This is a genomic window from Terrabacter sp. 2TAF16 (assembly GCF_052115065.1).
Lineage (GTDB): Bacteria > Actinomycetota > Actinomycetes > Actinomycetales > Dermatophilaceae > Terrabacter.
Genome location: NZ_JBFRFZ010000026.1, coordinates 1 through 13,053 on the forward strand (window position 1 = coordinate 1; position 13,053 = coordinate 13,053).

A 13,053-nucleotide genomic window follows, 5' to 3' on the forward strand; every position below is an offset into this window, starting at 1 on the left:
CTGGGGATACGCCCACTGCTACACCTCAGAGGACGAGCGACGGGCGGCCCTGCCAGCATGGCTCCACGAGTACAACCACCACCGACCCCACACCGCCTGCGGGAACAAGCCACCCATCACCCGCTTAACCAACCTGTCGGGTCAGTACAGCTAGGGCCGCATCAGTTCCGTGAACACCGGCTCGTTTCGAATCGGATCCAGGTCGGAGTCGTTCCTCGCCGACTCCCTGAACTCGTCCGACAGCTCGATGGCGTGCTGGAGGTGCTCGAGGGCCTCGCTCGTCCGACCGCACTGACTCTCGCAGCAGGCGAGATTGAAGAACAACATGGGGTACTGCGGGTTGGCACGGACCGACGCTGCTAGACGGGCGGCGACCTCGGCATACTCCCCCGCCTGGTACCGGGGGGCCAGTGGAGCCCACAGTTCCCAACCTCTGGCCGCGTAGGCCTCTCCCGGCGTGCCCTCGATCGCCAGGAGGGTCGTGTCGCCTTCGACGGCTGAGGCCCTGCGCCTGGTGCCGGGAGGAGCGAAAACCAGGGTGCCGGTCGGCGCGTCGACCCGGTCCCCGTCGACCTCGAACACCGCATGGCCCTGCAGCACGAGGAACAGTTCCTGGTCAGCCGTCGGATCGTCTCCGTCGTGTTCGTTGATGAGGACGTCACCCGCCGTGCGGGCGGTCCACACCGTGGCCCCGAAGGCCGAGATGCCCAGGTGATGGCGGACAGGTCGGTAGTGGGCCCCTGCGTCGCTGAACTCATCGATCTCATCCAGGTGGGCGATTGCGTAGCCGGCCATGGCCCAGCTCCTTCACGTGGCGAGCGTTGCCTGGAACGTTACGGGCCCTCCCGGACGGTCGGCGTCCGGAAGGTTGCGGGAACCGCAGGTCACTCTCCCTGCCAGAGCCGCTCATCGGCAGTCGCACGACGGGTATCCGTGCCTCGTGTGAGGCTGCCGACAAGGCTGCTCGGGTTGCCTCGCCCACGGGCTACCGTGGAGCAAGAGGCGTGCGCGGAGCGCGCTGAGGGGCGCCGCTCGAGCGCACGCCTCGTCGCCGAGGAGGTGGGTAGCCCATGGCTGCCCAGCGCGTCGCCGGTCGGGCCGAGAAGAGGGTCCGGGGCACAGGATCACCCCTCGGAGGCGCGATCGCCCTGCTGCGCGCGGGCCCGCGACTGACCGCTGCCCGCGTGCTGTCGGTCCTGGCCCTCGCCCTGATGCTCGTCCAGTCTCTTCTGGGACTGCTCGTGCCTGGCCTGTACCCCGAGCAGGGCTGGGCGGTAGCCGCACTACGCGGCAATGACCTCGTGACGCTGGCAGTCATCGTGCCCGCGCTCGCGCTGAGCTTGTAACTCAGCGCAACCCGCGCCTCGGCCACGTCGGTCGCCGTGTGGCTCGGCCTGCTCTTCCACGGGATCTGCAACTACGCCTACTACGCCTTCGGCGCCGCGTTCAGCGACGTCTTCCTCCTTCACGTCGCCGCCGTCTCGGCCTCGACGTACGCCCTGATCCTGCTCGGGTCGAGCCTCCAGGTCGAAGCCGTGGCCGCTCGGATGCGCACCGGCCCGGCAGCACGGGTGGTCGCGGCCTTCACGACGCTGCTCGGGGCGGGGCTCGTCGCCGCTCGGGGGGACCCTGTCGGTCCGGTTCGCCGTGACCGGCCTGCTGCCTACGACGGTCTCTGGGGGCACAATTCCGACGCACGTTGTCAGGCGCTCATCACGGCAACAGCGGTGTCGGGTCGTCTGACGCTCAAGGCCTCGCAACGCGAAGGACCTGCCAGTCCTCAGATGCCCTCACGGTCCCCACTGAGCCGGTCCGGGATTCCGTCTGAACGGCGACTTCCGGCGTCCTGCCAGAGCACCGGTGTCACGACTGGTCCACCGGTTTCACTGGCTCTCAGGCGGCCACATCACGTGAAGCCCTTACGGCCTGGGCCGGTATCGCAGGGCGACCGCACCCGACCGGAACTCTTGACGATCCACCAGCTCGAGCTGGACGCGCTCGCGCAGACCGGCGAGCAACGTCGGCCCGTGTCCGGCAAGGACCGGCTGCACGACGAACGCGTACTCGTCGATCAGTCCCAGATCTGCCAACGCCAGGGGAAGCGTCACGCCACCCACGAACAGCCCCCCGCCTGGCTCCTGCTTGAGCCGCTGAACCGCGTGCCCCACGTCGCCTCGCACCAGCTCGGCATTCCAGTCGACCCCGCTCAGCGTGCCCGACACGACGTGCTTCTTCGTCCGGTTGATGGTCTCGGCGAAAGGGATCTGCCACTCATCCATCCAGTCAGGCCAGGTGCCCGTGGCCGGCTGGCGCCACGCCGACTCCATCATCTCGTAGGTCACCCGGCCGAACAGCAGGGCATCGGCTCGTTCCAGTTCAGCGGTCCAGTAGCGCATCGACTGCTCGTCCGGGGGTAGCCCCGCCTCGTGATGGCAGCAGCCGTCGAGTGTGACGTTGATCGAGTATCGGAGTGGTCTCATCTCGTTGCTCTCCCTTGAGGCGCGCAGCCCGTCTTCACCGGACCGTACTCAAACTCCCCCGGGCGGGCCACCAACGATGTTCAGGGGCCGCCAGCTCCGCCCCACGATCGGAATCGGCCGTACACAGGGCTGAGGGAGAGTGGGCCACCCGTTGCCGCCCTCCCGCCTGGGTTGACCGATGCCCTACAGCCCGAACGTGTGCCACTCGCCTTCGGAAACCACCTCGACAGAGTCGCCGATGACCTTGATGGCGGTCTGCTCGTCGATGACATAGGCCGGGCCGCCGATCTCAGCGGCCCACTGCTTCGCGTCCGCAAGGGTGTTCGTCGGAAAAGCGTTCAAGTGAGGGAAGATCGCGAACTCCACGAGCCCCAGCGTCCGATCGTCACTGGCCGCCGGCCACTTGACGAAGTCCGAACCGATTCGGGGTGCCATGACCATGCTCCCGGCGCTCACTCCGACCCAGGTCGTGTCGGGCAGGGAGGACAGCTGGTCGACCAGGCCGGATTGCCGCAGCCAGTGACACAGGTACGCGGCATCGCCGCCGTCGACGAGCAGGACGTCGGCCTCACGGATCCATTCGACCCATCGCTCCGTGCCGATGGTGGGTAGGGCGGTGAGCTCGAGGACACCCACGGACTTCCACCCCAGCGAGGTCATGGCGTCTCCCGGGTCCCCGCCCGTGACGAATCTGTGCACCGACCGCGGCCCGCACATGGGGTGCCCCCATTGGGCGGTCGGGATGCAGAGCGCGGCAGACTCGGAGATCGGCTTGCCCAGCATGCCGACGAGCGCATCGCGGATGCTGGTGTTCGTGACGCCGCCCGAGGTGAGAAGCAGCTTCATCGCTGGGGCTCCTTGGCATGGCTCGACTCTGGGGCAACGAACGGGCCGGCGGAGGCGCCCCGGACGTTGACGGGTGTCGACACCGTACACACAGACCGGCGGTCGGCCGGAACCATGCAGGGTGACGCCCGCTTCGCTCACGTCTGCGTGCCGACCGGCTCGGACGCGCGGCCGAGGCTGGCACCCAGCGTGGCGGCATACGTGCCCACCCAGCGGCGGACGTGCTCCCCCTGGTCGGCGACCTCGCTCTCGAGCAGCGCCACGGCGGGCGCGGGCACGTCGGCGCCGAGCTCGACGAGGAGGTCGTGCAGCGCGGTCGCGACGGCGTCGCGGTGGGCGGGCGCGCCGGCGATCGCCACCGGCACCGCCGCGACCCCCACGAGGTCGCCTTGGCTCAGCTGGTCGAGAAAGAGCTTGAGCAGCCCGCTGTAGGTCGCCTTGTACGTCGGGGTCGCCACGACGAGCAGCCCGGCGCGCCTCACGACACCGAACGGGTCCTCGACGGGAGCCGATGCCCGCGCCACCTCGGCCCCGAAGGTGACGCCGACCGCCTCGCCCAGCTCGATGACGACGGGCACCCCCAGGCGTATGCCGTCCGGTGCGGCTCGTCCGTCCGCCTCCACCGTCTCGGCGAGCGAACGCACGACGAGGTCCGCAAGCGCTCGCGTGCGCGAGCCGACCCGCGGGTTGCCGACGAGCTCGACGACCTCGACCGCCGTGCCGACGGCTGCAGCCGCCGCCGTCACGCGCTGGCCCCGACGCCGGTCCTCAAGGGCTCGGTCGACGCGCCGTGAGCGGCCGAGACCCCTGTCCCCCAGTTGGATGCGGACCGTGCTGCACCCAGGCCGAGGTGATCCCGGAGGGTGGCACCCTCGGCGTAGTCGCGCCGCAGGACGCCGCGCTCCTGCAGCAGCGGCACCACCCGGTCGGCGAACTCGTCGAGTCCGCCCGGGGTGATGTGCGGGACGAGGATGAAGCCGTCACTGACCTCGGTCGCGACGGCGTCCTCGAGCGCGCGGGCCACGGTCTCCGGTGAGCCGACGAAGGTCTGGCGACCGGTCAGCTCGATGACGACCTCGCGGATGCTGAGCCCCTTGGCCTCGGCCACGGCTCGGTAGCGGGCCGCCTCGGCCGCGGGGTCACCGACCTGCCGGGCACGGCCGCGGACGATCGAGGACGCCTCGGAGACGATCGGGTCGACGGTCGGCAGCGGGCCGTCGGGGTCGTAGTCGGACAGGTCGCGGTTCCAGACCTGCTCGAGCAGGAGGATCGCCGTCTGCGGGCTCACCTGCTGGCGCCGCACCTCGGCCGCCCGGGCGACGGCCTCGGCATCGGTGTCACCGAGCACGAACGTGGCAGCCGGGAGGATCTTGAGGGCGTCGGGCCGCCGACCGTAGCGCTCGAGCCGGCCCTTGACGTCGCGGTAGAACTCGCGCGCGCCGTCCCCGGTGGAATGGCGGCTGAAGATGGCGTCCGCACTGCGCGCTGCGAGCTCGCGACCGTCGCTCGAGTCGCCGGCCTGCAGGACGACCGGATGGACCTGTGGGCTCCGGGGCACGCTGAAGCGGCCGGCGACGTCGAAGTGCTTGCCGCGGTGCTCGAAGGTCCCCGCGGAGGCATCGGCCAGGAAGTCGGCCCCGTCCGCCCGCACCGCGTCGACCGGCCAGGAGTCCCACAGCTCGCGGGCCGTCGCGATGAACTCCTCGGCGCGCTCGTAACGCTCGGCGTGCGGGAGGAACCCTCCACGCCGGAAGTTCTCACCCGTGAAGGCGTCGGAGCTCGTGACGACGTTCCACGCGGCGCGTCCTCCGGACAGGTGGTCGAGGGTCGCGAACTGGCGCGCGACCTCGTAGGGCTCGTTGAACGTCGTGTTGATCGTGCCGGCGAGACCGAGGTGCTGCGTCACCGCAGCCATCGCGGCGAGGACGGTGAACGTGTCGGGCCGGCCGACGACGTCGAGGTCGTGGATCCGACCGCGTTGCTCGCGCAGCCGCAGCCCCTCCGCGAGGAAGAGGAAGTCGAACCGGCCGCGCTCGGCCGTCTGCGCGAAGTGGGTGAACGACGACAGGTCGATGTGGCTACCCGAGGCAGGGTCGCTCCACACCGTCGTGTTGTTGACCCCCGGGAAGTGGGCGCCGAGGATGACCTGCTTGCGGTGCTGCGTCATGGGAGCTCCCTTCTCACGCCGACGCGGCGGCGTAGCGGTTCACGGCGACGGGCAGGCCGAGGCGCTTGCGCAGCGTGCCGGGGTCGTATGCCGTCCGGAAGGCCCCAGCGCGCTGGAGCGCGGGCACGAGCTCGTCCACGACGGCGACGAGGTCGTCGACGACGACGGCCGGACGCAGCCGGAAGCCGTCGTAGCCGGCGTCGTGCCAACGGAGCAGGAGCGACGCGAGGTCGGCAGCGGTGCCGGTGAAGACGTGGGCGTCCGACCTGAAGGGCGACCCCGCGGCCTCGTCGAGCCGGCGTCGCCGGGTCCGGGCGATCTCTGTCGTGCTCCCCAGGACCACGACGAGGTCGGCGAAGACCGTGAGGGGATGGGTGTCGCGCCCGACCCGCGCCTCTGCTCCTCGGACCTCGCCGAGGATGCTCGCGGCCTGCTCGTCGTCGTGCGGCGTCACGAAGACGACGTCCGCCGACCGGGCCGCCAGCTCGTACGGAGTCGTCTGGTGCGCCAGGGCGGTGACGACGGGCTGCCCCTGTGGCGGTCGCGGGGTGATCGACGGGCCGCGGACGCTGAAGTGCCGGCCCTCGAAGTCGACGTGGTGCAGCCGGTCCCGGTCGACGAAGCGCCCGGTCGTGACGTCGCGGATCTCGGCGTCGTCCTCCCAGCTGTCCCAGAGCCGCCGGACGACCTCGACGTGGTCGGCAGCCTCGTCGAAGCGATCGCGCACGGCAGCGCGGCCCTCGGGGGTGGACGCGAAGTCCCGTCGGATCGCGGGGAGGGTGCGACGACCGACGTTGCCGGTCTCGCCGGGTGTGCCACCCACCTGCACCCGCCAGCCGGCACGACCGTGGCTCACGTGGTCGAGGGTGGCGACGGCCTTGGAGACGTGGAACGGCTCGGTGTGGCTCGTCGTGACGGTCGGGACGAGGCCGACGTGTCGCGTCAGGGGGGCGACCGTGGCTGCGACGAGGAGCGCGTCGAGCCGCCCGCGCACCTGGTCGGTGCGCGTGTCGACGTCGTCGGAGAAGGGGTCCACCGACTGGAGATCGAGACTGTCCTCGATCGTCACGAAGTCGAGCAGGCCCCGCTCCGCCGTGGAGGTGAGGTCGGCCCAGTAGCGGGCGGTGAGGAGGTCGTCCGGCCGCGCGCCCTTCTCGCGCCACGCTGCCGGGTGCCATCCCGCACCGTCGAGGGCGACGGCGAGGTGGATCTGCGCGGCGTTCGGAGTGAGGCCAGTCACCAGTCGACTCCCTTCTGCTGCAGCTCGATGGGACTGAGGCTCCTGCCGGTGAGCGCGTACGTCGTCATCTCGGTGAGGCGCGGGGAGTACACGTGCAGGCTCACCGCCGGGTCCGGGCCCTCGTTGCTCACGTGGTGCACGTAGCGACGTCCGAACGTGCGCTGCTGGCCGGCCCGTAGACGGCCGACGTCCTCACCGACCTGCGGGGTCCGGTCGGGACCGTCCAGATCGGCGACGCGCTCGCTCAGCTGTCCTTGCAGGACGACGAACGAGCCGGCGCACTGCCCGTGGTCGTGCCACTCCGTCCCCTGGCCGGGGAGCCAGGTGAGCAGCCAGGCCTCGTGGTCGGGCTCGGCGGCGATCCGGGCGTAGTAGCGGCTGATCGGGTCGAAGTCGACGAGGCCGGCCCAGAGGGCACGGTCGCCCGCGAGGCGCCGAGCCGTCTCCGCGAGGTTGACGGCGATCCGTGGTGCGAACGTCGATGGCGTCCCGGTGCCGGGCGCAGAGAGCGTGGTGAGGGTGGTGGTCCGGTCGGGGCGGGTGCGCAGAGGCATGGCAAGGCTCCTGAAGGTGTGAGGGTGGGTCGAGACGGACTACGGGGACGCCGCACGCCACAGCCGGGCCCAGTCGGGCCGCCGACGCTGCGCATGCGGTCGTCTGGTCGTCAGTCCCGACAGAGGGCGCTGCTCACCCGGGAGAGGTCGACGTGCCGGCGGCGGTGAGCCCACAGGGCGTGGCCGCGGGATCGGCGTTCGGTGGTGTGCGTCATGGGAACCCTTGTGTCCGTGGGGCCCTCGTCGAGCCCGCGCTTGCGTCGAGCGGGAGGTCGACGCCTGGTCCTCACCCGGGGCACCCCGCCGCGGAGGAGGGTTGCCGCCCAGCAAGCCGGGGCTTGTCGCTGGGACTCATGACCTGCAGAGACGATAACATACTGATTTGGTAGGGATAGCTGGGCGACCACTCCCTGAGATGCCGCCGAGGCCGCGGACCGTCGGGTCCGTGGCCTCGGCGGGGCAAGGGCGGCGTCTAGAGCGGCGATCCTCGCCGGGTTCCTCGTCGTGACGCTGCTGCCCGCTGGTGACGTCAAGGACACCGCGTCAGCACTCGTCGACCCGGTGCTCGTCATCGTCCTGTCACTCATGGTGCTCCCGGCCCCGGTCGGCCTCGTCCGGACCATGCTGCGCGAGCTGCTCGAGATGAGGCCTCCCCCGAGATCGAGCAACCGGCCCGTGAGGCCGTCACCGAGCTGTGCGCCGGGATGGGCCTCGTGGAACCGGTCGTGCGGATGACGAGGACCGGGGGCGTCTCTACGTGGAGGTCGACACGTCGTCTCACCCGGCGAGTGGGACGTCGCCGACATCGACCGGCTGCGGACGGCCCTCACCGAGCGGCTGCACCGCCTGACCGTGGCCACCTGGATCAACGTCGAGCTCTCCTGCGACCCTGCCTGGCAGCAGGGCTGACGGGGTCACCAGATCGGTGCCGATCACCCACGGAGGGGGAATCGGCACGCCCGGCTCCCCCGGCACGATCGGGAGACGACCAGCCCGCCCACGAGGAAGATGAGGCCGCTGTGAACCCGGTGCTCGCGTTCGTCATCGTCATGCTCGTCTGGACCGTCAGCGACCTCGTCGCGAAGAAGACGAAGTCGCTGCTGTCCTCGCTCTTCGTCGCCTCGATCATCTTCTTCATCGGCTTCCTCACCGACATCTTCCCCGAGGACCTCCTCGCGAGCTCGAGCCTGCTCGCGCTCGCCGGTGTCGTCGTCGGCTTCGTCATCGTCCACCTCGGCACCATGATCAGCCTCGACGACTTCAAGAAGCAGTGGAAGACGCTGCTCGTCGGCATCGCCACCGTCATCGGCATCGGACTTGCCCTGCTGCTGGCCGGATTCATCTTCGGGCCCCGGATCTCGGGCTCCGCGGCCGACGGCTATGCGCAGGCTCTCGACTTCGTGATCGCCGGCACCGGCGCCTTGAGCGGCGGCACCATCTCGGTCCTCATCGTCCAGGAGGCGGCCCTCGGCGTCGGCCTGACGAGCATCGCCGTCTTCCCCGTCCTCATCGCCGCGCTCCAGGGGCTCATCGGCTTCCCGCTCACCTCGATCATCCTGCGCCGCGAGGCCGCCCGGCTCAAGGAGGAGTACCGAGCGGGCACGCTGGCGCCGGTGGTGGCCGCGGGGGCCGCCGCCGCCAGCAGCGGGGGCGATGGCGGCGGCAGCAAGGGCGACGCCGGCAGCAGCGGGGGCGACGCCACGCCACCCGCCGAGCCCGTCCCGGAGACGAAGCTGCCCGCCGCCCTCCGCACGACGGCCGGCACCCTCTTCATCGTCGGGGTGGTCGTGCTCATCAGTCTGGGCATCAACAACGTCACCGACGGCATCCTCAACACGTTCGTCGTGGCCCTGCTCTTCGGCATCGGCCTGCGCACGACGGGGATCTTCAAGCCGTCGGTCCTGTCGGGCATCGACGCCTTCGGTCTCATGATGATCGCCATCATGATCCTCGTCTTCGGACCCCTGGCGACGGTGAAGCCCAGCGACGTTTCAGCGCTGGCCGTGCCGCTGCTCATCGCCTTCGCCTTCGGGATCGTCGGGATCGCGGGCTTCTCGGCTCTCGTCGGCAAGCTGCTCGGCTACAGCGTGTCGATGTCCGTCGCGATCGGGCTCACCTCGCTCTACGGCTTCCCGGGCACGATGATCCTGTCCCAGGAGGCCGCCAAGGGAGCCGGAGAGACCCCCGAGGAGGTGGCCGCGATCGAGAACGAGATCCTGCCCAAGATGATCGTCGCCGGCTTCTCGACCGTGACGATCACGTCGGTCATCATCACGAGCATCATCGCCGGCCGGATCGGTGGCGGCTGAGCCGTCGCGCTCCTGCTCCGGTCCCGGTCAGGGGGCCATCGCGGCATACCCGGTGGCGTCGTGGATCGCCAGCCCGGCGTACGTCGCAGAGGCGCTCGCGCCGGCGTTCACCTGGGCCAGCTGCGCCTCCATCGCGGTGCGGGTCCAGCCGTAGAACGTCTGCTTCGTGTCGACGGCCGTCGCGCCGAGGTAGTTCGTCTCCTGGCCGAGGCGCACGGGCTTGCCGAGCGCGGCGCCGGCGGCGAGCGCGGGGGTCGCGACGTCGAGCGTCCCGTCCGTGCCGGCCGCGGTGTTGCGGTAGGACATCACCGTGACGCCGGCCGTGCGCTTCATGATCTCGCGGTCGAGGGTCGAGGCCGCCCCCGTGGAGGCGACGGCGTGGATCGTGTTGAACCAGAAGGGGATGTCGGCCTCGATGGGGTACGTGCCGGCGTTGGCCTTGAGCTTGTCGAGCAGCGCGAGGTACGTGCTGACGACGGTGGCCTGGTCGGTGCCCCAGGCGGAGGTCGAGTAGGGCTCGACGTCGACGTGGATGCCCGTGAAGAGGCCCGAGCTCTTGGCCGGCTTGAGCCAGTAGGTGACGACCCACGTCGGGTTGTCGACCCAGCCGGGGTCGCCCCCGAGCGCATCCACCCGGATGCCGGCAGCGCGGGCCCGGTCGCTCAGCGCCTTGATGTTCGGCAGCTGGCTCGAGGTGGCGAGGTTCGGCGGGACGGCGACGAAGAGCTGGTCGATGCCGGCGCTCACGGCGAGGTCGACGGTGGCCGCGGGGGTGCTCGTGTCCCACACCCACATGGCCCGAGTGTCCTTCGCCGCGGACGCGACGGCGGTCACCGTCCCGGCCCGGGGCGCTGCCGCGGCACCCGGAGCCAGGGCGACCAGCGCGGCAGCCGAGCCCGCCAGCGCGAGAGCCGCGGCGACGAGGCGGGTGGCGCGGGCACGAGGGGTGCTGAACATGTGAGAGCTCCGTGACGAAGGGCGGGGACCAGCCCTCCGAATTGTCCGGATTGCTCAAGACTCGCGCAGGCGTTTCGCAAGATTGCCGCAAGTTTCGCAAAACACCCTCTGGCCCCCCCACGCCGAACCCACCCGAACCGTCAGGCAGGGTCCGGCTGGGCGCGCTCGACGAGGATCGCCAGGCGCCGGAGCGCCTCCCGGTTGCGGCGGTCGAGCAGCACGTCGCGCACCGGCTTCGGGACGAGCAGCCCGGGCCCCTTCGTCGCGTCCTCCTCCATCGTCACCTCGGTGTCGGCCCCGCTCGCGCGGCAGGTGATCCGAACGACGCCCTCACCGGACGGCCACGCACGCACCGTCAGCTCGAGCAGGTCTGGCCGCTCACAGCGCCGCACGGTCGTCGTGTCGTCGATGAGGAGCGGCCAGGCGCCGACGGAGTGGTGGATGTGCGTCTCCGGTGCCGGCCAGCCGGGAGTCACGTCGCGCACGCGGGAGGCGCCGACGACCCACTGGCTGTAGCTCCACCCGTCGGCGAGGACGTCGAAGACCGCCTCCGGTGTGCCGTGGACGGTCCGTGTCGTGGTGCTCATGTGCGCCTCCAGGGCAGTTGGATCTTGTAGTGCCACAGGGCAGCCCGTGCGGCATTCGCGCCACAGGCACCGTGGACGCCGCCGCCGGGATGGGCCGAGGCGGACGCGAGGTAGAGGCCCTGGACCGGCGTCTCGGCACGACCGGAGCCGGCGACGGGCCGGAAGACGAGCTGCTGCTGGAGTCCCGCAGTGCCGCCGTTGATGGCTCCCCCGACGAGGTTGGCGTCCCGGGCCTCGAGCTCGCGCGGACCGAGGACTCGTCTCGCCGTGATGCGGTCACGGAACCCGGGTGCCCGATCCTCGATGCGCTGCTCGATGCGTTCGGCCATCGCCTCGAGGTCACCCTCGTCCCACGTGCCGCGCACCTCGCGGACCGTCGGCCGGCCGGCTGCCGCGTCACCCCGAACCCGTTGGGGCACATGGGTGTACGCCCAGAGAGCCTCTCCCCCGGTCGGCACTCTCGAGGCATCGGCGACGCCCATCTGGCCGACGAGGAGGAAGGGCTTGTCGGGCACGAGCCCGGCAGCCACCTGTCCCCCGGTGAGCGTCATCTCGTCCATCGAGTCCGCGACGTGGACCGTGCCGGGAGCCGCAGCAGGTGTGCCCTGCCACGGGACCGGTCGGTCGAGCGCCCAGTCGACCTTGACGGTGGAGGGGTCCCATTCGAATCGCGCCATCCGGTGGCGCAGTCGTGGCGGCAGGACACCCCACGGCACGAGTCCCCCGTAGAGGGCGGGCGCCGACACGTCGGCGAGGACGGCGCGGCGTACGTGGATCTCGCGTGACGCGGTCCGCACCGCGACCGCGCGACCGCCCTGAACGCGTACGCCCTCGGCTCGCTCGCCGAGGCAGAGCTCGCCTCCCTGCGACTCGAGCCGACCCACCATGGCCGCCGCCAGGCGGCCGGCCCCGCCGCGTGGGACGGGGAAGCCGACGGACTGGCCCAGCAACGCGAGGAGCAGGCCCATGGCCGCCGAACCCGGCGACTCGAGACCGATGTCGGCGTGTCCGGCGTTGCCGGCCACGAGCATCCGTGCCGCCTCCCCGCGGAAGAGCCGCTCCGTCAGGCTGCGGGCCGGCATCGTCATCTCGCGCAGCAGCTCCAGGCCGCCCGGTCGGAGCACCTGACGGGCCAGGCCGGCACCACCGCGCACGGGTGGGAAGGGGCTGAGGAGTCCACGCAGCACGTCGTCGCCAACGCGGTCCCACGTCTCGCAGAGGGCCAGCCACGCCTCGCCGTCGCCGGGTGCGTCCTCGTCGAGCGCCGAGGCGGTGGCCGCCCGGTCCCGGTGCAGCACCCCCCACCGGCCGTCACCGAAGGAGTGGCCGAGGACGGACGGGGCGTGCGACCACTCGAGCCCGTGCTCCTCGAGACTGAGCCCGCGGATCGTCGGCGACGCAGCGGCCAGGGGGTAGAAGGAGCTGAAGGTGTCGTGCACGTGCCGGGGCGCGACGGCGTCGTCGCTGGCCACCGCTCCCCCCGGCCGGTCCTGCTCCTCGAGCACGACGACCGACCATCCGGCGTCGACGAGGAGGTTGGCCGCCACGAGCCCGTTTGGTCCGCTGCCGATGACCACTGCATCCGTCGTCGTCACGCTGCCCCTTCGTCCGCCTCCTGCTCGTCGTACCCCGTGCAGGGCTGTACGAACCCATGAGCGGCGTCCCGGATGCGTGGGCAGGTGGGTAAGACAGAGCTGGACGTCCCGGGGCCGAACCCTCGTCTGCAGCACCCACCCTCTCGAAGGAGTGCCCATGTCCACTGACGCCATCGTCCTGCTCAAGCAGGACCACAAAGACGTGCGCGAGCAGTTCCGCGCCTTCCGCAAGCCCGGCCAGACCGCGGTCCAGAAGCAGAAGGTCGTCGACACGATCCTCGAGCTGCTGACCGTGCACACCTACATCGAGAACGAGGT

Annotated in this window: 14 protein-coding genes and 1 riboswitch; of the genes, 4 read left to right on the top strand and 10 right to left on the bottom strand. The window is 70.9% G+C overall.

What is annotated here, in order from left to right; all coding sequences use genetic code 11:
• On the top strand, positions 1-154 hold a 154-nt coding region (locus AB4Z14_RS21635; protein WP_442277055.1), incomplete at its 5' end, for an integrase core domain-containing protein.
• Here the strand turns inward: AB4Z14_RS21635 and AB4Z14_RS21640 are convergent.
• The gene (locus AB4Z14_RS21640) at positions 151-795 is read right to left on the bottom strand and encodes a TPR end-of-group domain-containing protein (RefSeq protein ID WP_442277042.1); all 645 of its coding nucleotides are present in this window, start codon (positions 793-795) and stop codon (positions 151-153) included. The two genes, AB4Z14_RS21635 and AB4Z14_RS21640, sit on opposite strands and share 4 nt — an antisense overlap.
• Positions 796-1,070: 275 nt before the next feature.
• Between AB4Z14_RS21640 and AB4Z14_RS21645 the strand changes: the two genes are divergently transcribed.
• Complete coding sequence (locus AB4Z14_RS21645) at positions 1,071-1,346, top strand: hypothetical protein (RefSeq protein ID WP_442277043.1); 276 nt, start codon at positions 1,071-1,073, stop codon at positions 1,344-1,346.
• A gap of 573 nt (positions 1,347-1,919) precedes the next feature.
• Here AB4Z14_RS21645 and AB4Z14_RS21650 read toward each other — a convergent pair.
• From AB4Z14_RS21650 to AB4Z14_RS21675, 6 genes are all read right to left on the bottom strand, one after another.
• Positions 1,920-2,480 carry a dihydrofolate reductase family protein gene (locus AB4Z14_RS21650; RefSeq protein WP_442277044.1) on the bottom strand — a complete coding sequence of 187 codons (561 nt, stop codon included), beginning with the start codon at positions 2,478-2,480 and terminating at the stop codon, positions 1,920-1,922.
• Between the two features lie 183 nt (positions 2,481-2,663).
• Positions 2,664-3,326: a Type 1 glutamine amidotransferase-like domain-containing protein gene (locus tag AB4Z14_RS21655; protein ID WP_442277045.1), complete on the bottom strand. Its 663-nt coding sequence runs from the start codon at positions 3,324-3,326 to the stop codon at positions 2,664-2,666.
• A gap of 137 nt (positions 3,327-3,463) precedes the next feature.
• Entirely contained in the window at positions 3,464-4,072 is a 609-nt protein-coding gene (locus tag AB4Z14_RS21660) for an NADPH-dependent FMN reductase (protein ID WP_442277046.1), read from the bottom strand.
• Positions 4,069-5,493 carry an NtaA/DmoA family FMN-dependent monooxygenase gene (locus AB4Z14_RS21665; RefSeq protein WP_442277047.1) on the bottom strand — a complete coding sequence of 475 codons (1,425 nt, stop codon included), beginning with the start codon at positions 5,491-5,493 and terminating at the stop codon, positions 4,069-4,071. Before AB4Z14_RS21665 ends, AB4Z14_RS21660 begins: the two co-directional genes overlap by 4 nt.
• 13 nt (positions 5,494-5,506) lie before the next feature.
• Complete coding sequence (locus AB4Z14_RS21670; protein WP_442277048.1) at positions 5,507-6,733, bottom strand: LLM class flavin-dependent oxidoreductase; 1,227 nt, start codon at positions 6,731-6,733, stop codon at positions 5,507-5,509.
• Positions 6,730-7,287 (bottom strand): cysteine dioxygenase, encoded by a 558-nt coding sequence (locus AB4Z14_RS21675; RefSeq protein WP_442277049.1) that lies wholly within the window; start codon positions 7,285-7,287, stop codon positions 6,730-6,732. The genes AB4Z14_RS21670 and AB4Z14_RS21675 overlap by 4 nt, the downstream gene beginning before the upstream one ends.
• Before the next feature lie 246 nt (positions 7,288-7,533).
• Positions 7,534-7,646: riboswitch (SAM riboswitch) on the bottom strand.
• Positions 7,647-7,791: 145 nt separating this feature from the next.
• On the opposite strand from AB4Z14_RS21675, the gene AB4Z14_RS21680 reads away from it, so the two are divergent.
• Positions 7,792-8,022 carry a hypothetical protein gene (locus tag AB4Z14_RS21680; RefSeq protein WP_442277050.1) on the top strand — a complete coding sequence of 77 codons (231 nt, stop codon included), beginning with the start codon at positions 7,792-7,794 and terminating at the stop codon, positions 8,020-8,022.
• A gap of 284 nt (positions 8,023-8,306) precedes the next feature.
• Positions 8,307-9,596, top strand: coding sequence for a hypothetical protein (locus AB4Z14_RS21685; protein WP_442277051.1), 1,290 nt, complete (start codon positions 8,307-8,309; stop codon positions 9,594-9,596).
• A 27-nt stretch (positions 9,597-9,623) separates the two neighbouring features.
• Here the strand turns inward: AB4Z14_RS21685 and AB4Z14_RS21690 are convergent, their stop codons facing one another.
• The 3 genes from AB4Z14_RS21690 to AB4Z14_RS21700 all read right to left on the bottom strand — a co-directional run bounded on the left by AB4Z14_RS21690 (position 9,624) and on the right by AB4Z14_RS21700 (position 12,735).
• Positions 9,624-10,553, bottom strand: coding sequence for a hypothetical protein (locus tag AB4Z14_RS21690; protein WP_442277052.1), 930 nt, complete (start codon positions 10,551-10,553; stop codon positions 9,624-9,626).
• A 140-nt stretch (positions 10,554-10,693) separates the two neighbouring features.
• Positions 10,694-11,140 carry an SRPBCC family protein gene (locus AB4Z14_RS21695; RefSeq protein WP_442277053.1) on the bottom strand — a complete coding sequence of 149 codons (447 nt, stop codon included), beginning with the start codon at positions 11,138-11,140 and terminating at the stop codon, positions 10,694-10,696.
• Positions 11,137-12,735 (bottom strand): phytoene desaturase family protein, encoded by a 1,599-nt coding sequence (locus AB4Z14_RS21700; protein ID WP_442277054.1) that lies wholly within the window; start codon positions 12,733-12,735, stop codon positions 11,137-11,139. Before AB4Z14_RS21700 ends, AB4Z14_RS21695 begins: the two co-directional genes overlap by 4 nt.
• Between the last annotated feature and the right edge of the window lie 318 nt (positions 12,736-13,053).

Coding starts and splice junctions, on each gene's coding strand:
- AB4Z14_RS21640 (WP_442277042.1), bottom strand. CDS start 795: ATGGCCGGCTACGCAATCGCCCACCTGGATGAGATCGATGAGTTCAGC.
- AB4Z14_RS21645 (WP_442277043.1), top strand. CDS start 1,071: ATGGCTGCCCAGCGCGTCGCCGGTCGGGCCGAGAAGAGGGTCCGGGGC.
- AB4Z14_RS21650 (WP_442277044.1), bottom strand. CDS start 2,480: ATGAGACCACTCCGATACTCGATCAACGTCACACTCGACGGCTGCTGC.
- AB4Z14_RS21655 (WP_442277045.1), bottom strand. CDS start 3,326: ATGAAGCTGCTTCTCACCTCGGGCGGCGTCACGAACACCAGCATCCGC.
- AB4Z14_RS21665 (WP_442277047.1), bottom strand. CDS start 5,493: ATGACGCAGCACCGCAAGCAGGTCATCCTCGGCGCCCACTTCCCGGGG.
- AB4Z14_RS21675 (WP_442277049.1), bottom strand. CDS start 7,287: ATGCCTCTGCGCACCCGCCCCGACCGGACCACCACCCTCACCACGCTC.
- AB4Z14_RS21690 (WP_442277052.1), bottom strand. CDS start 10,553: ATGTTCAGCACCCCTCGTGCCCGCGCCACCCGCCTCGTCGCCGCGGCT.
- AB4Z14_RS21695 (WP_442277053.1), bottom strand. CDS start 11,140: ATGAGCACCACGACACGGACCGTCCACGGCACACCGGAGGCGGTCTTC.